A 20,482-nucleotide genomic window follows, 5' to 3' on the forward strand; every position below is an offset into this window, starting at 1 on the left:
AACAGGATTAAACTCACCTTCTTTGATCCGTTTTAAAATCTTTACGTTAGATCAGCGCCTCATTTTGCACAAACTTGGTAAACTTGGAAATGAAGAAATCTCACTTGTTGAAGAAACATTGGATGAATATCTGTGATTTCATTAACTCCAACAAAGAATTTCAATATACTCTCGTGAAATCAAAACCTCTAGTTTAATGATAGCTACCAGCTTGCAGTTTATACCTGTCCCGGGCATAAATGGCGCTTTTAGATAGGGGTCTTCTACAAACGTCATCCTGAACGCCGCATCTGCAATTCAATTTCGTCACGATGACGATCCTTAGGCAACACGTGTAGTTGGTATTTTATAACTTACAAATCAAAATTAGGGAAAAACTTATGATGCAAAAACAATATTTCAATATTAAAAAACTAACTTTGACCCTATTGTTAGGAATAAGTCTTATTACAGTAGGTATATACGAAATTTCAGCTACTGATACCCCAGAAGACCTGGAGGTAATGGTGAGAAATTTTAAAACGAGTCAACTCGATTTGGTCAAATTTCGCAAGGATGATCCGTTTTCAGAGTTTAAGAACAAAATTGGCAGAAAAGTAAACCTAAAAACGGATGAATTCAAGCTTGTTCGGTTCGGAAAAGAATTTGACAACAAAGCGTATACTGAAATGAATAAGCTGTTCTTTGCTAGTAAGGGAGACTTGTACTTACTACAGAACGAATAGCGTATTTCTAATTGTCGCTGAACAAAATGCAGATGACGTTTAAAAGGGGAGAGCAGACAGCCATCCCCTTGCAAGTGGTTGAACAGAGGTAAAGCGCTAAGTGCTGAATTAGCCGCCACATTCAAATACACCGTCTTGTATAAAGTAGTGTTGCAGAAGTTTATGTGACTAATGTTCTCAAAATTTATCTTGATCCCAATGTGGGATCATGTTAAAGTAAGATCATGAGGGTTATTGCGAAGAAAACGTTGAAGGACTTTTGGGAAAAACATCCACCTGCACGCATTCCTCTCGCTGCTTGGTATTATGAAGCTCTGAAAGGGGATTGGAAGTCTCCAAAAGATATCAAGAGCCATTATAGAAGCGCCGATTTTCTTGCAGGTAATCGGGTTGTTTTTAACATTGGTGGAAATAAATACAGATTAGTCGTGAAAATAAATTATCATTTCAGGGTAATTTATATTCGATTTATCGGAACCCACAAAGAGTACGATAGAATTAATGCGGAGATAGTGTAATGCAAATTCAACCAATAAAAACATCAGAGGATTATGAGAAAGCCCTAGCTTTAATTGACGAACGGATGGACGCCAAGACAGGTTCAGACGTTGGAGACGAACTCGATATACTTGTAACCCTTGTTGAAGCGTACGAAAAAAAACATTTCGCTGTAGATATGCCTGACCCAATTGAAGCTTTAAAATTTCGTATGGAACAAGAAAATTTAACCCGTAAAGATCTTGAACCTATAATTGGTGCTAGAGGACGTGTTTCTGAGGTTTTGGCAAAAAAACGTTCACTAACACTTTCCATGATTAGAAATCTTCATCAAAAACTTGGCATACCTGCAAGAATTCTTATAAGGCCATACGACTTAATCTGAAAAACAAGTTATGATGGATTGCTACAACTCATTAATGAGTAAAAAAAATTCTTAATAAAGTATACTTCGGTATATTAAGTTAAAGAATAAAACTCTTCGACGTTACAAGTGTAATTAAACAAAAAGTCCAGAAGAGCTAAAAATCACATCACTGACTTTTGAGCCATTCGTTGCTCCCGCTCACGTACTTTTTGCTTTAATTCACGATGCATTTCCTCGCGCTGCAATTTTTGTGCCAATTGATAATCTTGCTCAATCTGCTGCGTGCGGCGTTGGTTTTCTGCCTGCGCTCTTTTAGATTCTTCCCGTGCTAGCCTTTCGGCCATTCGGCGATCTTTCTTGATTTGTTCTTGCACACGCCGCTTTTCTTGACGTTGCTTTCGAAGTTGGACTTGTTTTCTCTGCTCTTCTGCATACTTTTCCTGCCTGCGGCGGCGCTCGAATTTTTGTCGCTCTTGCACCAAACGCATTTGCTCAATCTCGAGCTGCCTGATCTCGCGTTTTCTAGCAGCAATCGCCTCACGGTGCTCTCTGCTTAATTTTTCTTGCTGAACTTGACTTTCCTTTGCTCTGAGGTCTTCATTAAGTTGTCGCTCATAGGCAATCTGATCTTTAAGGATTTGTTCCTGAGTCGTCAAACTGCTGTCAGACTGTTGTATGAGGCTCTCGGAATAAGACGCAAACTCATTCGTTTTGCAACCGGAAACCCCGAGTGCAACTGCTAATCCTAGGTAATATAATTTGTTAGTAGATGTCTTCGTCTTCATATATTTCATACTGTCAGTCCTTACTGTCAACATGTGTGTACCTGTGTGACCGGGAGGGTATCACACTTATACGGCCGTACACCAGTGGTACTAATTTAAGCAGAAAAGTCTTGCCATTACTACGGTCGTCATCCCGGACGTTGCTCTTTGCAGCCTAAGCCCTTGGGCTGCAAAAGCTTCTGATCCGGGATCCCATTTTTTAAGAGCATAATGAAATTCGACATTTTGCTTCAGTTTCAGTATAGAATGGGAGGTAGCAAAAATTGAACTCTATAGCGAAGTGAAATCAAAACCTCTGTTTCCTGATACGCTCGAAGTGCTCATTTACCCAAGTAAACTGCGCGCTTCTCGCTATCATTAAACTAGAGGTTTTGATTTCACGAGAGCATATTACTTCTTAAGGTTGGTAAACAATGGTTTCTTCTATTAAAATCCAAGGTGCTCGAGAGCACAACTTGCAAAATATATCCCTTGAGCTACCAAAGAACAAACTGGTGGTCATCACAGGACTAAGTGGTTCTGGCAAATCTTCCCTGGCCTTTGATACCATCTATGCCGAAGGGCAACGTCGCTATGTGGAAAGCCTGTCCGCCTACGCCCGGCAATTTCTTGAGCTGATGCAAAAACCCGATGTGGATTCCATTGAAGGACTCTCACCGGCTATCTCCATTGAGCAAAAAACCACATCACGGAATCCTCGGTCAACTGTTGGAACCATCACCGAAATTTATGATTATCTGCGATTGCTATTTGCCCGCATTGGTGTGCCACACTCCCCCAGCACCGGTCTTCCCATTGAAAGTCAGACGGTGACTCAAATGGTCGACCGGCTGATGACCTTACCTGAGGGCACACGGCTGTATCTGTTTGCTCCTATCGTTCGAGGCCGCAAAGGCGAATACAAAAAAGAAATCACCGACTTGCAGCAACGCGGCTTTCAGCGTATCCGCATTGATGGAGAGATTTACTCAATCGATGCAACGCCTAACCTCAACAAAAAACTTAAGCACGATATTGATGTCGTTGTTGATCGCATCGTGCTCAGCCCCGACTTGGGCAACCGTTTAGCCGATTCTCTTGAGACCGGATTGAAACTCAGTGACGGTTTGATTTATGCCGAAAATGCTGATACCAATGAACGCCTGACTTTTTCTGCCAAGTTTGCCTGCCCGGTTTCCGGATTTACCATCGATGAAATCGAACCGCGCCTGTTTTCCTTCAACAGTCCGTATGGGGCCTGCCCTGAATGCGATGGGCTTGGCATCAAAGTTGATTTTGACCCCGAATTGATTATTCCTGATACAACAAAAAATATTTTCCAGGGCATGATTGCCCCGTGGAATACCGCCTTTGCTTTTTATTATCAGCAAATCTTAACCGCTGTCGTTGAACACTACGGCGGCGACCCGCATCTACCCTTCAACGCCCTTCCTGAAAAAATTCAACAAACGATTTTGCACGGAACGGGCCAAGAGACAATCCCGATGACAGTCGTTGACGAGCGACGCCAACATCACAGCAATAAGCCTTTTGAAGGCGTGATTCCCAACTTAAAACGTCGCTGGCGCGACAGCCAAAGTAGCCGGCAAACCGAAGAGCTCAGTCGTTATCAGACCATTCACCCCTGCACTTCCTGTATGGGCTTCCGGCTGAAACCCGAAGCCTTGGCTGTTAAAATTAATGACAAACATGTAGGAGAGCTCAGTACTCTTTCAATTGGCGAGGCACACAGCTGGATCAGCCAACTGGCAACGAAATTGCCTGCAAAAGAGGCTGAAATTGCCAGCAGAATTCTGAAAGAACTCAATGAGCGACTGGGATTCTTGGTCAATGTGGGCTTAAACTACCTCAGCCTTTCCCGTACCTCCGGCACCTTGTCAGGCGGTGAAAGCCAGCGCATCCGTTTGGCCTCGCAGATTGGCTCAGGGCTCACAGGAGTGCTTTATGTATTAGATGAGCCTTCCATTGGTCTACATCAAAAAGACAATGACCGATTGTTGGAAACTTTGAAACATCTTCGCAATCTCGACAACACAGTCATTGTGGTTGAACATGATGAAGATGCAATTCGCACCGCTGATTACATTGTTGATATGGGACCAGGCGCTGGAATTCATGGGGGACGCGTTGTTGCTCAGGGCGTATTAGCAGAAATTCTCAAGGAACCCAAAAGTCTAACTGGGCTTTACTTAAGTGGTAAAAAAGCAATTACAGTGCCAAAAAAACGCCGAGCGGGCCACAAAAACAAAACCCTCACGCTTGTCGGCGCCAAGGTTAACAATCTCAAAAATCTCACTGTCAAGTTTCCTCTGGGCAAATTGACCTGTGTGACCGGTGTTTCCGGGGGCGGTAAATCATCACTTATAGTTGAGACTCTCTACAAGGCATTGGCTCGGCAAATGAACGAAGCCAGGGATTTACCTGGCGACTATAAGCGGATTGACGGCATTAAACACATCGACAAAATCATTGATATCAACCAGTCCCCCATCGGCCGAACGCCCAGGTCAAATCCTACCACCTACACAGGAGCATTTACCCCCATCCGTGAATGGTTTGCAGGCCTTCCTGAAGCCAAAGCCCGGGGGTACTCTCTGGGGCGATTTTCATTCAATGTCAAAGGCGGGCGCTGTGAAGCCTGCCAAGGTGATGGCGTTATTAAAATCGAAATGCACTTTTTGCCCGATGTCTATGTGCAGTGCGATCAATGTCAAGGCAAACGTTATAATCGAGAAACCCTTGAGGTCACCCATAAGGAAAAATCAATCGCCGATGTGTTAGACATGACTGTTGAAGAAGGAGCAAAATTCTTCCATGCCATTCCCGCCATCCGTAATAAGCTGGAAACTCTTGAGCGCGTTGGCCTTGGCTATATCCACCTGGGCCAACAAGCCACCACGCTTTCCGGCGGGGAAGCCCAGCGCATCAAACTGGCCAAAGAGCTCTCCCGCCGCGCTACCGGAAAAACCCTTTATATCCTAGACGAACCCACAACAGGATTGCATTTTGAAGATGTACGCAAGCTACTCGAAGTACTGCACTCCCTCGTTGATCAAGGCAATACCGTTATTGTTATCGAGCACAATCTTGATGTCATCAAGACGGCCGATTGGATTATCGATCTGGGCCCTGAAGGGGGTGATGCCGGCGGGCAAATTGTAGCATATGGCCCGCCTGAAAAAATTGTCAAGGTTAAGGAAAGCTATACGGGACAGTATTTGAAGGCCTATCTACCTGCATGAGGTATACCAGTCCCGGGCATAAATTGCGCTTTTAGATAGAGGTCTTCTACAAACGTTATCCTGAACGCCGCATCTGCAATTAAATTTTGTCACGACTACAAATCTTGTCCAAATCTTTTCTTAACTACAGGACAAAAAATCATGATGCCAACTCCAGCCCTTAAACTAGAGGTTTTGATTTCACGAGAGTATATGGCGCGTTGTCTGCGAAAAGGTATCTTCGGGTGAATTCGTATAATTAGCGTAACCATTTGAAAAAAATGCGTTAAATGGGAAATTTACCACTCATCCCAAAATACCTTTTCGCAGACAACGCGCCATATATAGAGTCTCACTGAACAATTGGCAGCTTTTGATCCAATTCAATTCCATCCAAATGCACCCGGCAGCAGTAACACAAAGTTTCAACGCCCGCTAATGCCGCAGTTTGCGCGGCATCAGCGTAGTTTGGGTCAAGGTCACGTGCTAGCTTAAACTGTTTGCAGTCTTCACGCTGGACCACGTAAAGCACAACGGCCCGGTGTCCTTGTTGCACCATGGCAGCAAGTTCTTTCATATGCTTGGCGCCGCGCTGAGTCACGCAGTCAGGAAATTCAGCTGTATCCCCGCGCTTTAGGTGTACATTTTTGACCTCTAAATAACAGTCTTTTTCCCCTGTTGTGCTCAACAAAAAATCCACCCGAGAATTTTTGCCATAAGGCACTTCACGTTTTACACCACTGTAATGTGCTAGCTCAGTAATTTTATGCTGGTCTAACGCTTCCGCCACCAGGGTATTGGGCAACAGCGTATTGATCCCCACCAAAGTTCCTCCAGTTTTAATCAATTGCCAGGTATAGCACAATTTACGCTTTTCCGACTTGGCTGCGGGTAGCAGCCACACATCACTGCCAGGTTCTTTTAAGCCCAACATGGCTCCCGGATCTGGACAATGTGCGGTGACAATTTCACCTGAGGCCAGCTCTACGTCAGCTAAGAAACGTTTGTAGCGTTTGACCAATCGACCCGGAATTAAATTCGTTGCAAAGTTCATAAGATTTTGTCACCTTAATGATAATAATTTGAGAATCTAGGACTTGTGCAAATGTGTCAAGTTTTTCAACCCAAGCTCCATTCCCCACGGTCCGAGATGACGGCCGGCAGGAGCTGAAATAGTTACAACATTAACTCATAGTGTAAAACTCTTATTCATTTGAAACAGCCATCAGGCGCAAGTAAACTCTTTGTGCTTCATAGTCAGAAACAGGTCCCCATTGTCCTAAATCGCCTCCGGGAATAGCAAGCTCAGAATAAGGACGATTTCGGTACGGATTTCCAGCAACTTTGGCATATTTATTGCTGGTGCTAGGCACACCTCGTAATTCGTTTGTGACATGTGTCGCCAACCAATCAATTCTGAAATTCATCATCCTAGCAACTTCTTTTGCCTCTTCTTCACTAACACCGTTTTGCAAAAACTTGTTTTTTATATAATTCCACATTGTACCCTCAAGAATGTCTCCCCTTGCTGCCTTGCTTTTTAGATCCGGTAATAGTTTTGCTTCAAATTCATTTCGTAGCTTAAGCAATTCGGCATTATCCCACTTCATACCTGTACCATTTTCTTTAGGGACTATTGGTTCTCCCATTTTCACCTCAGGCATGTCTGTTGAGATTTCTGACCTATCCTTGTCTGCTGAATGAGCATAAGACAAGATCACGGTGACCTGAAAAAATAAGAGACACAAGAACATGCCCCATAAAAACCTGATTTTAGAATCCATGGCTTCCCCCTATTATTGTTCTTTAGTTTAGACATTTATACCATAATTTGGGGATATTTTGCAAATATGACAGCCTTGGAAGGTATCAAAAAGCACAATTTGTGACCCGGCATGGTATATGCATATTGTGCATAATACAAACACAAGCATGGGTGATGCAAGCATTTAATTTGTTTGCTAAAGTGATTGCAATGTTGAATTCGATTTAAAATTTAAGATAAGATAAAGGAATCAATGCTGATGCAAACAGAATCTTGTGAGACCCTAGACATGTATGGCAACAATCGCTACCTCAATCCCACCAACGATATTAGTTTTAAAAAACTGTTTGGTACAGAAGATCATAAAAATCTTTTGATCAGCTTTTTAAACTCCATGTTGGGTTTAAAGGGCAAACGGTGCATACAAGACGTAAAGCTAATACCTCAAGAATTATCACCTCTATTTGGAGACGGTAAACGCAGTATATTGGATGTCCAATGTACGGATGCTACTGGAACGCACTACATTGTAGAAATGCAAAACGACTACACTCCAGATTTTGTCAAGCGGACGCAAATGTACACTTCACATACATATGTCTCTCAACTCGGTAAAGGAACAAAGCAAATTGAATTAAGTCCTGTGATTTTATTAGCCATAACCAATTACACTGTTTTTCCTAAGAAAAAACAACCTATTAGCTATCACAAAATGTTAGATGTAGAAACCCTTGAGAATGATTTGACGGATATTTCTTATGTATTTATCGATCTTTCAAAATTTCACAAAAAAGATGCAAACGAACTGGAAACCCTTGTAGATAAATGGATGTATTTCTTTAAATACTGGGAAAAAAGCAAATCTCCTCCAAAGACTATTACAGAACCGGAGTTGATAGAAGCCTATGACACAATGGAGAAATTTAATTGGGATGCAACTGAGCTTAATGTTTACCTAAAAGCGGATATTGCTTTTGCTGAGCAACAAAAATCTAAAGAAGAAGAGCACCAAAAGGGCTTAAAAGAAGGACGTGAAGAAGGACGTAAAGAAGAACACACAAAATCCAAAAAGCAAATTCGCGAGATCAAACAAAAATCTGAAAGGGAAAAAATTGAAATCATGCAAAAAGCAGAAAAAGAAAAGTTTGAAATCATGCAGAAAGCCAAACAAGATAAAATCAATATGTTGCAAGAACTCTTACGACAAGGCGTTCAAATAACAACCATTAAAAAAGCAACGGGTCTGAATCAAAGCGAAATTGAAAAAATATTACGTAGCATTAATCACCATGAATTATCGGCTTAACCTAACACACCAGTGGCAAATCATAATTTCTACGCAGTTACAAAATGCCGTACTACCTCAGCGTCATTAAAAGGTAATGATTGCCCAGCAATGATCTGTGTGCTCTCATGCCCTTTACCAGCGACCAAAACAACATCACCCGGACTAGCAACCTCAAGTGCTGCTGTAATCGCTAGCCCGCGGTCATCGATCTCATCGGCCTCTGGACATCCCTGCATAATCTCTGCTCGAATCGCTTCTGGCGATTCGCTTCTGGGGTTATCGTCGGTGATGAACACCTGGTCAGCAAACTCAGCTGCCACACGTCCCATGATCGGTCTTTTTTGTTGATCCCGCTCGCCACCACAGCCAAACACCACTATCAACATACCTAAAGTGTATTGCCGCAGAGCACGTAATGCCACCTCCAATGCTACAGGAGTATGCGCATAATCGACAAAAACCTGAGCTCCGGTTGGTAATGTTGTCACCCACTGCAAACGCCCCACAACTGGCTTTAGTTGAGATAATGTGGCGACGGCATCTTTGACTCCTGCTTCACAGCTAATAACCAAGCCCAAAGCGCACAGGGCATTCACGGCTTGGAAGTCACCGACTAGGGGTAGTAAAACATCAAACCGCTCTCCACACAGGTTCAACTCAAGTTGTTGTCCCTCTAAAAAAGCTTGCTGTTGTACGATCCTTAAGTCAGCCCCTTCCCTTCCATAACTCAACACCGTCTGTCGGCGAGTTTGGCACAAGGCCTGCAGCGTTTCAAACTCAGGTGCATCTTTGTTTAAAACAGCAATCCCATTGGGCTGCAAAACCTCACTGAACAAACGCTGTTTAGCACGAAAATAGTCCGCAAATGTCTCATGGTAATCCAGATGATCGTGTGACAGATTGGTAAAAGCTGCTGCTTTCAGCGGGAGAGCAGCAAGTCGGCGCTGCTCAAGACCATGGCTTGAGGCTTCTAAGGCCACGTGAGTCACCTGATCATGCGCCAAGTGCTGTAATAGCTCATGCATGGTAATTGGATCAGGAGAAGTAAGAGTTTTTAGATCTGGATATGCATCGATTCCAAGTGTACCAATTGAAGCTGCCTTAATCCCCAGCATAGCCCACATTTGCTTGGTAAATTGCACTACCGAGGTTTTGCCATTGGTGCCCGTGACTGCCACTATTGATTCTGGTTTGTTTGAATAAAAAAGTGGCAATAGGGTTGCCAGATCGGCTTGAATATCAGGACTCGTTAAATAGCAAATATTTTTTGAACATTTACTTGCTGCCCCCAATACCGCAATGGCTCCTTGAGCAATTGCTTGAGCAACAAAGTGCATCCCATCCGGTCCATCGCTTGTTGATGGCATTGCGATAAACAGATCACCGGGACGCACTTTACGGGAGTCGAGGGAAATTCCGGTGATGTTAAGATTTGGATCTTGTCTCAGATCCTGGTCGATTATCCTGAGGTGTTTGGTGAGCTGATTGAGTTGCATGGATATCCCTCTCTCCAAACACCCGGCGGGGTAAAAGCTGAAATCAAGCTTTTGTCAAAGCTGCCTGGGATTTTTCAACCAATGTCTTAAAATCACCTGGTTCTTTCACCGCCAGATCGGCTAAAATCTTACGATCAACCGTAATACCTGCCAAATTCAAACCATTAATGAACTTGGAGTAGGTTAAACCGTGTTCCCGCACTCCAGCGTTGATGCGCTGGATCCAAAGCGAGCGAAAATCGCGCTTGCGGGTGCGACGATCTCGATAAGCATATTGTAGTGCCTTTTCAACCCGGCGCAGCGCAATGCGATAACAGTTCTTAGAACGACCGCGATACCCTTTTGCTAGCTTGATAATCTTTTTGTGACGAGCGTGATTGGTCACACCCCGTTTGACTCTTGCCATAGGACTTCTCCTTTAACTTAAAATTAACCGTAAGGCATATGTTGTTTAATAATGCGCGCATCGCAGTCAGCCATAATCGTGGTCCCACGAGATTGCCGGAGCATTCTATTCGAGCGTTTACGCATGTTGTGCTGCTTGTTCCCGTGCGGGCGCACAACCTTACCAGTAGCAGTCAAACGAAAGCGTTTCTTAACGCCACTTTTGGTCTTCATTTTGGGCATTTCTAACTCCTCTACACAATCGGGTTTTACAAAAAGTCCAAGAACAAGGCATGCCCAAGAGCTGATCTTTGCTCTCTCGCCCGGCTCTTTCGTTATACAGCCACGTGAAATTGCACGAGGCCACATGGAAACTTATAGCAAGAAATCGGTTAAATCACAATGGGTTTAGTCCAAGAAGGTTTGTCCAAGGGTTTTAATCCAGGGCGAACCTAAGGGACTGGAGTGGAAGATGCACCCCTTCGTCAACTTTTGTAAAGCAATAACCTTGCTAACGCAATTGGAGTGGAACTACGTTTCACGGCGCTACGTAATAGTAAAGGCTTCAATACTGGCCATTGGTTGATACCAAGCCCCAGCATGACAACCGTACAAGCACTTACTGTGATAAAATCCAAACTTTCACCCAGAAACAAGGCCGTACTGCTGAGACCAAAAACAGGAATCATTAGAGAAAACGGCACTACGTGCGAGGGATCATTTCGGTTCATCAAGTAAGCCCAAACACTGAGTCCAAGCAAAGTCGAAACCAGAGATGTGTAGCCAATGGCGGCAGCGCTGATCCAGCTCATGCATTGGCAACAATGAACAATCTGCGTCCACCCTTCAAAATACAAAGAAAGTGCAAACATCGGCAGAGGCGGAATCAAGCTGGACCAAACCACCAAAGAGAGCATATTCACATCACCGATTTTTTTGTACATGACATTGGCAACGCTAATAGTAGCCGCGGCTGCAACCAGTAAAACAAACGCGATGAGATTACCGCTGATTCCTGTTTGCAAACCAATTAACCCCATTCCAATCAGTGCGACCAGCACACCTAAAAATTGCATGAGGTTTAACCTGGATTTAAGCCACAGACATGAAAAAACAATGGTAAACAGAATTTGACTTTGCAAGACGACAGAGGCTAACCCTCCAGGCATTCCCAAATACAGTGCAATGAAAATCAAGGAAAAGTGGGCAATCCATTGAAACACACTGATGCCCAATAGGTATTTCCAGGCAATTTTTGGGCGCGGTACAAAAGCCAACAGCGGAAGGGAGCACGCAAGAAAGCGAAGGGTTAAGAACAGAAAAGGGGGAATCTCTACAAAGGCTGTTTTCACAGCAACAAAGTTGAGTCCCCATGCCAAGGCTACAAAAAGCGCTAAAAGTATATGTTTGATAGACATTTTCTAAAAACCAATAAATACAACTAAAACAACTCAAATTATTACTGCGAGTATCTTTTGATTATTTAAGGCGAAAAGAAAAAATTTGCAAGCTTTTTTTTGTGTCATACCCACCACGGGCATTGTCAGAGATCAGAAGTCAGAGGACAGAGGGCAGAGGTCAGAGGACAGAGGTCAGAGGACAGAGGTCAGTCCATATATGTTAAGTGTTAGGATTTTTATTTAATGTTTAATTTTTATTGACAGTAATAATTATATGGTATAAAATTTTCTGCCCTCTGCCCTCTGCCCTCTGCCCTCTGCCCTCTGCCCTCTGCCCTCTGCCCTCTGCCCTCTGCCCTCTGCCCTCTGCCCTCTGCCCTCAAGACACCGCTAAATCTACTTCTACCGTTCGGTCATTTCCAGAAAGAACCCAATTTTTGGCAGCAATTACGCTGCGCATAATTGAAGCCATGATCTGTGGCATGATACCCACTGAGACTGTCTCATCATTTTCATCCGGATTAAGCAATTTTAAAATTTGTTGCGGGACAGTCAGTGGGTGCGGGAAAACCTCAACCGGTACCTCAATATCAACCAGCTTTGCTTCCTGCTTGGCAAGCTCAATGGCCACTTGCATGCCGCCTAATTGATCCACAAGCCCTAATTTTAAAGCATCGCTTCCCGACCAAATTCGTCCCTTAGCAACGCTTTCAGCCTTCCCAAGGCTCATGTTACGACCTCTGGCAACTCGTTCCAGAAACGCATCATAAATCGCATCCAAAGAGGCATTTAAACGCTGCCAGCCGCGCTGACTGAATTGCTCCGAACTGCTCCACATGCCAGCATTTTCGCCCACATGAACATTTTTCCAGTTGATTCCCCAGTGCGCCCAAAAATCTCCGGTTACCATTTTACCAGCCGCAACTCCAATGGAGCCTGTAAGCGTTCCTGGGTGGGCAACAATCTTATCAGCAAACGCTGCAATCCAGTACCCGCCAGAAGCCGTCATATCACTCATGGAAACGATGACCGGCAATCCTGCACTTTGGGCTTTGGTTACAGCACGAGCAATACTTTCAGATGCCACCGGCGAACCACCACCGCTATTGATACGCAGCACAATGGCAGCTACATCTGGGTCTTCAACCGCTTTTTTGAAAGCATAGCTCATTTCGCGAGCCCCCATGGCCAGGTTACCAAACGGATCCACTCTGTGGCTGCGGTCCCGGTGGATGTTGCCCTCACCATAGATCAGAGCAATTTTGGCCTGACCTGGTTTAGCCTGGAGTAAGGGAGTGCGCCTAAGGTATTTACCGGTTGAAATCATTGGTAGCTTTTGGTCCGTCCTTTTAGAAAGCCATTGTGGCACCTCATCAAAATAGCCAAGTTTGTCTACGAGGCCGCTGTCAAATGCTTCCTGCGTTAAAAAAGGGCCTTTATCAACAAGAGCTCGCACTTGCTCGCTAGCTAATTTTCTGCTCTTGCCTATATCTTTGCTGATTTGCTGCATGAATGATTCTAAAACAACCTTAAGAGCTTCTCGGCTTGCGGGGGTAAAATCAGTCTCTGTCAGGGATTCAGTAAGTGATTTATACTCCCTGCGTCCCTCAACTTGTGGTTTCAACTTCAAGGAATCAAGCGCTTCGCGCGCAAAAGGGGATTCGGCGTAGAGACCGGTTAAGCCAACAGATCCCATAGGTTGCAACCAAATTTCCTGGCAAGCCGTTGCCAGATAATAAGGAATGGTTCCTGACGCTTCGCCATAGCTATCAGCAAAAGCAATGGTTAGCTTGGGATTTTCGGTATTAGCTTTCCGGAATCTTTTAACCGCATCTCGAATTTCTTGTGCTTGCGCCAGGCCAATTTTCGCGTGGTCCAATCGCAAAACAAGCGCAACAACATTTGTATCTTTTGCTGCTTGATCAATGGCATCAACAATATCTTTAAGGGCCATTGGTTTGCCGCCAAGCAATGAAGCTAGTTCAGCAACATGATCATTTTCCACTAAGGGACCACTGATCTCAATAGTGAGAATGGTGGGCTGTTGCAAGGGGTGAACTCGCGGTCCACTCAATGAGATAATGACAAATATGCCTACAGTAATCAGGAGAGTAAAGGCGCCAATAGCAGCCAATAGGCCAACGAAAAATTTTTTCATGAATCCAATCGCTTTTTAATGGTTTGTGTTTGATTGTATCAGAAATCAGAGATCAGAGGGCAGAAATCAGAGGGCAGATGTCAGCAAGGCAGTGCTGCGCTGAAACGCAACACATATATCCTGAACTAACTGGGATTAAAATCGGCATGAAACCCGCTGCTACACTTAAGTTAGTTAAGAGAAATTTCTGACCTCTGATCTCTGACTTCTGACTTCTGACTTCTGACTTCTGACTTCTGACTTCTGACTTCTGATTTCTGGCCTACACCAGCTGTGACAAGAAAGTTTGCATAGGCGCTATAGTAGGCTGAGTCAGTGCCAAGCAATCTTGTTCAACATAGGGAAGGTCAAAAGCCAGTTGCAAAACGTGAGGAACTTGAAGTTGTTCTTTAAAAATATAAAGATTTTTACTTAAAGATTCTTTTGCTGATGCTTTAATTTCGATGAGGATCCAGGGTTTTTCTTCTTTTGTTATTAAAAAATCAACTTCTCGTTTGTCTTTATCGCGCAAAAAAGTTCGACCAAAATAGCATATACATCGGAATAGTCAAGACTATTTCGATATTGGCATCGAAATAGTCGAAGTTGAGAAGAGAGAAATTTGATTTTTGCAAGTGTTCCCTGATGTCCAGGTCAATTCCAAAAAACTTAATAAGGTGCAGCAAAAGTTTTAGCAGGGACAGCTTTCAGTGACCACCGTTTCACCGACTACCAAACAACATCCGCTTTAAAATATCATCCCGGCAAACAAAGTGGTGGTACAGGGCAGCGCTAATATGTAAACCCAACAACAAAACCCATAGATAGATCAATTGCACATGAACCGTATGACCAAATTGCGCTGCCCAAGATCCTTTTGTCAGAGCCGGAATGGTAAACCAACCATAAAAAGCAATATCGTGGCCTCCAAGCAAGGACATCATCATGCCACTGATGGGGGCTACAAACATTAAAACGTAGAGCAATGTATGGGTCAGGTGCGCGCTGGCTTTTTGCCACCGCGGCATGTCGCTTGGAAGTTTAGGAGCTATAGTACGCCAGCGCCATAGCAAGCGCAGTGTGACCAGAGCTAGGACAACGACACCTGTGGATTTATGATAGAGATAGAATGGAATGCGTTCAGGTGTTCTGGGCATATCAACCATGTATAGCCCACTTCCAATCATCGCAAAAATCAAAATCGCCAGTGACCAGTGTAAGGTTTTGCTGAACGTTCCGTAGGTTGTTGTTGTGTTTTGTATTTTCATTGCAGTTTTTGTTTACGTGATTTTCTAGCCGCTTGCAACCCTAATCAGGGCAGTTCAGTGAAAATGGGCTGCTTGCGGATCGTCATCCTGAACGTTGGATTTTGAATTCAAGTCTGACTTCTGACCTCTGACCTCTGATTTCTGACTACCAAGTATGTTCATACCCCTTAAAATGCAAACCAATAGATTGATTATGCTCATTTAAAAGGTGAATACGGTTTTTATCTTCGTCTGAATCGTAGCCTCCCAGATGTCCAACAAGTGTAATTGGGAGATTTAAACTTTGGCTTAAAAAAGCAATGTGATCGGATTCACTGGGGGGAGCTGTGAAAATGAGCTCATAATCGTCACCGCCATTGAGAATAAGGTTGAGCAACTGGTTCTTACGTTGATCATTACCGCAATCCAGTAATTCTTGCAAAAATGAAGAGACTGGCAATGCTGACAATTGCACCCAGGCCGAAAGGTCTGACGCCTTACAAATATGCTCAAGGTCAGCTAGAAATCCATCAGAGATATCGATAGCAGCATGCGCACAACCGCGCAGCTTTTGCCCCAAGGAGAGACGAGGTTGTGGTAACTGATAGCGGTCAATAAAGTGGCTCTTGAGATCCTGGGGAACAGCCTTAAAATTTTCTTCAAGGACTTGTAATCCCACTGCACTATCACCAAGTGTACTCGATACGTATAATCGATCTCCAGGCTGGGCTTTACGGCGGGCTAATGCCATTTTTGCAGGGACAGTTCCCAATACAGTGATGGTAATGACGAGCGGGCCGTTGACTTTTGTTGTATCTCCCCCTAAAAGCTTCACTTTAAACCGTTTTTGATCCTGAGCAAGGCCAGACGAAAATGATGCCAGCCAAGACTCTGTTATATCAGCGGGCAAACTCAAGTTTAAAAGGTACCCAAAAGGCGTTGCCCCCATAGCTGCAAGATCTGACAAATTTGTGCGCAATGCTTTTTTGGCAATGCGATCGGCTGGATCTCGGCCTCGAAAGTGTACACCAGCAATCAATGTATCGGTGGCAATAACTGTTTGTTGGTCTGGGCCTGTAGTTAGATCAGGGGTTAGACCAGAGGTGAGACCAGGGGTTAGACTTGAGGGTAACACCGCTCCATCATCCAGCAGCCAGATTCGATCTCCGCCCATGAGGGGAGCAAAAAACCGATCAATTAGAGAAAATTCGTGTAAAGACATAAGGCAATCCAATAATGATGTGGCGGCGGCGGTGATGTGACGATGGTGTATGAAAAGCGTATGCGCGGGCGTTGTGGCTCATATATCACCGCTGCCCTCCTCCTCCTCCTCCTTCATCTTCCCAAGTGATGCACTCGGTGGTGTCACACGCCTTTAGAAAATCTTCAACCTCGTGTGCTGGCACATCCTTGGCCTTAGTATCATCACGCAGGGTTAAATCAAGCTCTCTTGCAACCCGATCCAAAATTCCGTTAACAAATCCGGGCTCTTTGCCATCAAAGTAATCTTTAGCAATGTCCACATATTCGTTGATGACAATAGCTGCAGCCAGCGAAGGATCTTTCAAGAATTCTCCGCATCCAGCACGTAAGACGCTGCGCAGGACAGAATCCAACCGCAAGAATGGCCAACCTTCTGGAAGAGCCTGCTTGATAAGAGCATCAATGCGTTCGTGATTTTCAAGCGTATGGGTGACGATTTTGCCAAAAAACTCCTGGTCTACCAATACGTCATGCTCTGGATCAGAGGCTTGGGCGAAACGATACGTGATAAATTCATCAACTAAGCTGGAAGTGGAACAGGGGATTTTCTCCCATTGGTAGATGGCTTGCACGGCGGCCAAGCGTGCAGCGTGCCGGCCCAAATGTCGCGGCGACTTTCCATGAGTGATCATATCATCTTTTTCAGGCATAACCCCTACATCATGCCGAAGCGATTCCAGTTAAGCAAGAAAGAATTTGCTCTTTGCAGGGTTGTTCAGTGAAAATGTATTGCCTAAGGATCGTCATATATGACGGCCCTTGGGGGATGAGCGTCGATTTGAAAAACTTGACACATTTGCACAAGTTCGGCATCCTCAAGTTGCTAGTTTAGCTCAGAAATTGCATGGGAAATTTTGGCAACTTTTCAAATTTCTTGAGAAAATAGATATGCCGGCTGGGCAATTATATTGACTCTGACAACTATTAGAGTTATAATAATTGTGTTAGGTGTAAAAACGAGGAGAATTATTATGGAAATGCAGAAAAATGAAGATACATGCGTACATTCTCCCATCATTCACATAGGAACAGATGATGTACGCAAGAGGATGGGAGAGATTTTAGACTGCGTTAACTTACGCGGTGATGAGTTCCTCATTGAAAGGAAACACAAACCTTTAGCAGTATTGATTCCAGTGCAAAAGCACACTGCCATTGAAAAGTTATCTCGATTGTTTTTGGAAAATAGTCTTACAAAAATGCAAAAGCATATTTCGCAAGAGGAAGCAGATTTACTAGCGGATAGTGCAAAACATGCCGTAAGAGTTCGGGACTAATGAGGATTGTCCTCGATACCAATGTCTTTGTAAGCGCGTTAATAAAACCAGAGGGGACAACGGGAATAGTGTTGAAAACAGTTCTTCAAATTCAACAACACACTTTGTTGCTTTCACAGGATATTCTTGAAGAACTTGAATCAACTTTAACCTATCCAAAAATTAAGAAGTGTATCGTCTTAAATAGTGATCAAATTGACTTGTGGGTTGCTTCATTGAGAATGGTCGCACACGAGGTGAACCCCAGATTTGATTATCCAACCTTGGTGCCTGATGACCCAAAAGATGATCGATACATCATTGCCGCTATTGAAGGAAAAGCAGATTGCATCGTCAGTGGTGATAAACATCTACTAAACCTAAATCCATATGAAAGAATTCCTATCCTTAAACCAGCAGAATTTTTGAATGATTTGTAGCTGATCGGGTTAAATCCCATAAAGGTACGCAATGCGACATAGGATTTTGGCGAGCTTTTATTATTATCCATGCTGAATAGCAGAAAAATGAAGAAATTTCCCATCTGAAATTTGAGATGGCGGCTCGTTTGAGCAACCCTAACACTGGGCCAATTTGACGTAACTTAGATTTCTAGAGAGCCTCAAATTATTAACAGCCGCTCCCGCTGGACCAATAGCCCTTTGATAAATAAGTAATATTTTTTTAGGTTTTCGTAAACTTTTTCTGAAATTTCTTTTTTAATTCAAATATTTCACTAATGACCGTAGTAAGGTGATGCAATCAAAATACGTAAGTAACTGACAAATAACAAGAAAACAGCAAGAAAGTTTACGAAAAGTAAAAAATTTTTTCTTTGTTTTTCAAGTGGTTATTGGTTGAGCCCCCACAAACTGCAACAAACAAGTAGCAAAAAGAAAAATAAAAAGGCTTAAGAATAAATTATTTAAAACGATGATTTACAAGAGCTTACTCTTTGAACAAAATCACCCATTTCGTTCATGAATGTAGGCCTGTAAGGCCTTCTTTGCTAGAATGTTTAAATTCATTTCATGGGACTGGGCATACAAGGTAGCTTCCCTATGGAGGTCAGAACCAACTCTTATATTAAAAGATCCCTTAAATGCTTTCTCAGGTTCTGTTCCTTGCTCTTCGCAAAATTCTAAATAATCATCCACAGCCTTATAAAAGGCTTCTTTAAGAGTTCGAACACTTGTGCCCTCATAAGAAATTAGGCTCCTAATGAATTCAATTTTTCCAAAGAAAACTTCATCTTTATCACTATAGTGTACAGATCCATAATAACCTTCATATTCCATACAATCTTTCATATCAAATTCTCCTTTTGTAACAACTCAAGCACTTGGTTTAATTGATACCTCTTCAATATTTTCGTGGGGTGAGGTTCGTGAAGGCTTATATGCCCGTATTCCTCATGATAAAACTTTCGACGAGATCCACTGCTTTTACCTTTTGGAGCAAGCTCATACCCAAACCCTACAAGCAATCTTGAGAACTCATCCCACGTAAAGTCTTTAGGCTTTGATTTGAGTCGATCTATTAACTTGCTGCGTTTTGTCACCATTTACCCCTTACATTTTCATTCTAACAGCAAACAAGATATAGTGCAACTATTTTTAGTTACAATGTCGGTATACCCGTCCCGGGTATACGTTATCTCAGGAGTTCTGTATGCTTGAAATTGTCATGTTTCACTGGGAACTATGCATAACATTCCCCAACGAATTACATAGAAATTAAATTAAATTTACTGTTGCTTCATCAAGAAATTTGCGCTAGGTTGTATTTAAGTCGTGACGCAACGGGTACTCAAACACCCATCGCGCCACTCACCACGATCGATCTAACCACTAGGAGATCAACCAATGGCTGACGCCAACATACTATATCTCGTCCCTATTTACCACCAAAAGCGCTGCTGTGTACCACAAGTTTGCTTATTTCGCGTATTCTTGTGGCAAAAGTCTGCGGTGCAGACGGTGGCCTCCCAGGACTTGAGTATTTATGTAGCTATGTCATTGGGGTGTATGGTGCTTTTCGTTACGGCCAGTCCCGGGGAACAATTGTTCCCCGGGGCGTTTATAATAAAGCCCTAATGAAAAGGAGAAAGAACCATGCTTTTATTGAATAGAGTTAACCTAATTGGCAAAATAGCGGATGATCCACGTGTTTATTTCACGTCTAACCACATTCGCATCATGAGTTTTGAGCTTATAACCGACTCAGACAAAAGCCTTTCCAGACTACATCACGTGGTTATTGAAGACCCATTGATCATCGAGTATGCCTATACATACTTATTTGCAGGTTCTGTTGTATGGGTTGAAGGACAGCTTGAGTATTTTTGTAGTGCTCATGACAATAGCAAAGATGTTTGGATTGTTGTGTCTAGAAAGCACGGAAGATTGCATCCCCTTATGCAGTAACCCAGGGCTGTTAAGTGAAAATGTGCTACCTACGGATCGTCATATATGGACCAGCCCTAAGATGCAAGCCTTAAAACAGATGATCTTTCATTACTAACGGATGGAGAAAGGCGCTACGGTAACAATTTGTTTGAACTTTGCAAGGAAACAATTCTTTCAGGAAAAAGAGGGCGCCCCAGGCAAACACTTCCGAAAGGGTTGAGAGTTCGTATCAAGAACAAAGG

At 43.5% G+C, this 20,482-nt stretch carries 22 protein-coding genes and 1 pseudogene; 9 read left to right on the forward strand and 14 right to left on the reverse strand.

Going from position 1 to position 20,482, the window contains the following annotated elements; all coding sequences use genetic code 11:
• The first annotated feature begins 380 nt into the window (after window positions 1–380).
• The 3 genes from ABFQ95_02795 (at window position 381) to ABFQ95_02805 (ending at window position 1,608) form a co-directional block, all read left to right on the forward strand.
• Window positions 381–725, forward strand: coding sequence for a hypothetical protein (locus ABFQ95_02795; protein MEN8236458.1), 345 nt, complete (start codon window positions 381–383; stop codon window positions 723–725).
• Between the two features lie 224 nt (window positions 726–949).
• Window positions 950–1,243 carry a type II toxin-antitoxin system HigB family toxin gene (locus ABFQ95_02800; GenBank protein MEN8236459.1) on the forward strand — a complete coding sequence of 98 codons (294 nt, stop codon included), beginning with the start codon at window positions 950–952 and terminating at the stop codon, window positions 1,241–1,243.
• On the forward strand, window positions 1,243–1,608 hold the full coding sequence (locus tag ABFQ95_02805) for a hypothetical protein (GenBank protein ID MEN8236460.1): 366 nt from the start codon (window positions 1,243–1,245) through the stop codon (window positions 1,606–1,608). The genes ABFQ95_02800 and ABFQ95_02805 overlap by 1 nt, the downstream gene beginning before the upstream one ends.
• Window positions 1,609–1,751: 143 nt before the next feature.
• Here the strand turns inward: ABFQ95_02805 and ABFQ95_02810 are convergent, their stop codons facing one another.
• Window positions 1,752–2,384, reverse strand: coding sequence for a hypothetical protein (locus ABFQ95_02810; GenBank protein MEN8236461.1), 633 nt, complete (start codon window positions 2,382–2,384; stop codon window positions 1,752–1,754).
• Window positions 2,385–2,788: 404 nt separating this feature from the next.
• On the opposite strand from ABFQ95_02810, the gene uvrA reads away from it, so the two are divergent.
• Window positions 2,789–5,617: an excinuclease ABC subunit UvrA gene (gene uvrA, locus ABFQ95_02815; protein ID MEN8236462.1), complete on the forward strand. Its 2,829-nt coding sequence runs from the start codon at window positions 2,789–2,791 to the stop codon at window positions 5,615–5,617.
• 331 nt (window positions 5,618–5,948) lie between these two features.
• On the opposite strand, the gene sfsA is transcribed toward uvrA, so the two are convergent.
• Window positions 5,949–6,650: a DNA/RNA nuclease SfsA gene (gene sfsA / locus ABFQ95_02820; protein ID MEN8236463.1), complete on the reverse strand. Its 702-nt coding sequence runs from the start codon at window positions 6,648–6,650 to the stop codon at window positions 5,949–5,951.
• A gap of 151 nt (window positions 6,651–6,801) precedes the next feature.
• A complete protein-coding gene (locus ABFQ95_02825; GenBank protein ID MEN8236464.1) occupies window positions 6,802–7,380 on the reverse strand; it encodes a hypothetical protein in 579 nt (192 codons plus the stop codon).
• Window positions 7,381–7,650: 270 nt separating this feature from the next.
• Between ABFQ95_02825 and ABFQ95_02830 the strand changes: the two genes are divergently transcribed.
• Window positions 7,651–8,667 carry an Rpn family recombination-promoting nuclease/putative transposase gene (locus ABFQ95_02830; protein ID MEN8236465.1) on the forward strand — a complete coding sequence of 339 codons (1,017 nt, stop codon included), beginning with the start codon at window positions 7,651–7,653 and terminating at the stop codon, window positions 8,665–8,667.
• A 29-nt stretch (window positions 8,668–8,696) separates the two neighbouring features.
• On the opposite strand, the gene ABFQ95_02835 is transcribed toward ABFQ95_02830, so the two are convergent.
• The 9 genes from ABFQ95_02835 to nusB all read right to left on the reverse strand — a co-directional run bounded on the left by ABFQ95_02835 (window position 8,697) and on the right by nusB (window position 17,226).
• Window positions 8,697–10,145: a UDP-N-acetylmuramoyl-L-alanyl-D-glutamate--2,6-diaminopimelate ligase gene (locus ABFQ95_02835; protein ID MEN8236466.1), complete on the reverse strand. Its 1,449-nt coding sequence runs from the start codon at window positions 10,143–10,145 to the stop codon at window positions 8,697–8,699.
• A 43-nt stretch (window positions 10,146–10,188) separates the two neighbouring features.
• Window positions 10,189–10,551 carry a 50S ribosomal protein L20 gene (gene rplT / locus ABFQ95_02840; protein ID MEN8236467.1) on the reverse strand — a complete coding sequence of 121 codons (363 nt, stop codon included), beginning with the start codon at window positions 10,549–10,551 and terminating at the stop codon, window positions 10,189–10,191.
• Window positions 10,552–10,574: 23 nt separating this feature from the next.
• On the reverse strand, window positions 10,575–10,772 hold the full coding sequence (gene rpmI, locus ABFQ95_02845; GenBank protein ID MEN8236468.1) for a 50S ribosomal protein L35: 198 nt from the start codon (window positions 10,770–10,772) through the stop codon (window positions 10,575–10,577).
• Window positions 10,773–11,014: 242 nt separating this feature from the next.
• Window positions 11,015–11,947 (reverse strand): EamA family transporter, encoded by a 933-nt coding sequence (locus ABFQ95_02850; protein ID MEN8236469.1) that lies wholly within the window; start codon window positions 11,945–11,947, stop codon window positions 11,015–11,017.
• Between the two features lie 361 nt (window positions 11,948–12,308).
• Entirely contained in the window at window positions 12,309–14,087 is a 1,779-nt protein-coding gene (gene sppA / locus ABFQ95_02855; GenBank protein MEN8236470.1) for a signal peptide peptidase SppA, read from the reverse strand.
• 262 nt (window positions 14,088–14,349) lie between these two features.
• Window positions 14,350–14,598: a hypothetical protein gene (locus ABFQ95_02860; protein ID MEN8236471.1), complete on the reverse strand. Its 249-nt coding sequence runs from the start codon at window positions 14,596–14,598 to the stop codon at window positions 14,350–14,352.
• Window positions 14,599–14,788: 190 nt separating this feature from the next.
• Window positions 14,789–15,334, reverse strand: a complete 546-nt coding sequence (locus ABFQ95_02865; GenBank protein MEN8236472.1) for a cytochrome b — start codon at window positions 15,332–15,334, stop codon at window positions 14,789–14,791.
• A gap of 145 nt (window positions 15,335–15,479) precedes the next feature.
• Entirely contained in the window at window positions 15,480–16,535 is a 1,056-nt protein-coding gene (gene thiL, locus ABFQ95_02870) for a thiamine-phosphate kinase (protein MEN8236473.1), read from the reverse strand.
• Between the two features lie 85 nt (window positions 16,536–16,620).
• On the reverse strand, window positions 16,621–17,226 hold the full coding sequence (gene nusB, locus ABFQ95_02875) for a transcription antitermination factor NusB (GenBank protein ID MEN8236474.1): 606 nt from the start codon (window positions 17,224–17,226) through the stop codon (window positions 16,621–16,623).
• Window positions 17,227–17,547: 321 nt separating this feature from the next.
• Here nusB and ABFQ95_02880 point away from each other — a divergent pair, with 321 nt between their 5' ends.
• Entirely contained in the window at window positions 17,548–17,853 is a 306-nt protein-coding gene (locus ABFQ95_02880; GenBank protein ID MEN8236475.1) for a hypothetical protein, read from the forward strand.
• Window positions 17,853–18,272: a putative toxin-antitoxin system toxin component, PIN family gene (locus tag ABFQ95_02885; GenBank protein MEN8236476.1), complete on the forward strand. Its 420-nt coding sequence runs from the start codon at window positions 17,853–17,855 to the stop codon at window positions 18,270–18,272. Before ABFQ95_02880 ends, ABFQ95_02885 begins: the two co-directional genes overlap by 1 nt.
• A 525-nt stretch (window positions 18,273–18,797) precedes the next feature.
• Here the strand turns inward: ABFQ95_02885 and ABFQ95_02890 are convergent.
• Together ABFQ95_02890 and ABFQ95_02895 are read right to left on the reverse strand one after the other, a co-directional pair.
• The gene (locus tag ABFQ95_02890; protein ID MEN8236477.1) at window positions 18,798–19,142 is read right to left on the reverse strand and encodes a type II toxin-antitoxin system HicB family antitoxin; all 345 of its coding nucleotides are present in this window, start codon (window positions 19,140–19,142) and stop codon (window positions 18,798–18,800) included.
• The gene (locus ABFQ95_02895) at window positions 19,139–19,393 is read right to left on the reverse strand and encodes a type II toxin-antitoxin system HicA family toxin (protein ID MEN8236478.1); all 255 of its coding nucleotides are present in this window, start codon (window positions 19,391–19,393) and stop codon (window positions 19,139–19,141) included. The genes ABFQ95_02890 and ABFQ95_02895 overlap by 4 nt, the downstream gene beginning before the upstream one ends.
• A 553-nt stretch (window positions 19,394–19,946) precedes the next feature.
• Between ABFQ95_02895 and ABFQ95_02900 the strand changes: the two genes are divergently transcribed.
• Both ABFQ95_02900 and ABFQ95_02905 read left to right on the forward strand, forming a co-directional pair.
• A complete protein-coding gene (locus ABFQ95_02900; GenBank protein ID MEN8236479.1) occupies window positions 19,947–20,258 on the forward strand; it encodes a single-stranded DNA-binding protein in 312 nt (103 codons plus the stop codon).
• Between the two features lie 69 nt (window positions 20,259–20,327).
• A pseudogene (locus ABFQ95_02905) lies at window positions 20,328–20,482 on the forward strand (IS1 family transposase).

This window comes from Pseudomonadota bacterium (assembly GCA_039714795.1).
In the GTDB taxonomy this organism is placed as follows: Bacteria; Pseudomonadota; Alphaproteobacteria; order JAGOMX01; family JAGOMX01; genus JBDLIP01.

Bases quoted from the DNA above. Each gene is read 5' to 3' on its own strand.
- ABFQ95_02900 (MEN8236479.1), top strand. From the start codon at position 19,947: ATGCTTTTATTGAATAGAGTTAACCTAATTGGCAAAATAGCGGATGAT.
- ABFQ95_02810 (MEN8236461.1), bottom strand. From the start codon at position 2,384: ATGAAATATATGAAGACGAAGACATCTACTAACAAATTATATTACCTA.
- ABFQ95_02830 (MEN8236465.1), top strand. From the start codon at position 7,651: ATGTATGGCAACAATCGCTACCTCAATCCCACCAACGATATTAGTTTT.
- ABFQ95_02850 (MEN8236469.1), bottom strand. From the start codon at position 11,947: ATGTCTATCAAACATATACTTTTAGCGCTTTTTGTAGCCTTGGCATGG.
- ABFQ95_02825 (MEN8236464.1), bottom strand. From the start codon at position 7,380: ATGGATTCTAAAATCAGGTTTTTATGGGGCATGTTCTTGTGTCTCTTA.
- ABFQ95_02865 (MEN8236472.1), bottom strand. From the start codon at position 15,334: ATGAAAATACAAAACACAACAACAACCTACGGAACGTTCAGCAAAACC.
- thiL (MEN8236473.1), bottom strand. From the start codon at position 16,535: ATGTCTTTACACGAATTTTCTCTAATTGATCGGTTTTTTGCTCCCCTC.
- ABFQ95_02795 (MEN8236458.1), top strand. From the start codon at position 381: ATGATGCAAAAACAATATTTCAATATTAAAAAACTAACTTTGACCCTA.
- sfsA (MEN8236463.1), bottom strand. From the start codon at position 6,650: ATGAACTTTGCAACGAATTTAATTCCGGGTCGATTGGTCAAACGCTAC.
- ABFQ95_02835 (MEN8236466.1), bottom strand. From the start codon at position 10,145: ATGCAACTCAATCAGCTCACCAAACACCTCAGGATAATCGACCAGGAT.
- nusB (MEN8236474.1), bottom strand. From the start codon at position 17,226: ATGCCTGAAAAAGATGATATGATCACTCATGGAAAGTCGCCGCGACAT.
- ABFQ95_02800 (MEN8236459.1), top strand. From the start codon at position 950: ATGAGGGTTATTGCGAAGAAAACGTTGAAGGACTTTTGGGAAAAACAT.
- ABFQ95_02880 (MEN8236475.1), top strand. From the start codon at position 17,548: ATGGAAATGCAGAAAAATGAAGATACATGCGTACATTCTCCCATCATT.
- rpmI (MEN8236468.1), bottom strand. From the start codon at position 10,772: ATGCCCAAAATGAAGACCAAAAGTGGCGTTAAGAAACGCTTTCGTTTG.
- uvrA (MEN8236462.1), top strand. From the start codon at position 2,789: ATGGTTTCTTCTATTAAAATCCAAGGTGCTCGAGAGCACAACTTGCAA.
- ABFQ95_02805 (MEN8236460.1), top strand. From the start codon at position 1,243: ATGCAAATTCAACCAATAAAAACATCAGAGGATTATGAGAAAGCCCTA.
- ABFQ95_02885 (MEN8236476.1), top strand. From the start codon at position 17,853: ATGAGGATTGTCCTCGATACCAATGTCTTTGTAAGCGCGTTAATAAAA.
- rplT (MEN8236467.1), bottom strand. From the start codon at position 10,551: ATGGCAAGAGTCAAACGGGGTGTGACCAATCACGCTCGTCACAAAAAG.
- sppA (MEN8236470.1), bottom strand. From the start codon at position 14,087: ATGAAAAAATTTTTCGTTGGCCTATTGGCTGCTATTGGCGCCTTTACT.
- ABFQ95_02890 (MEN8236477.1), bottom strand. From the start codon at position 19,142: ATGAAAGATTGTATGGAATATGAAGGTTATTATGGATCTGTACACTAT.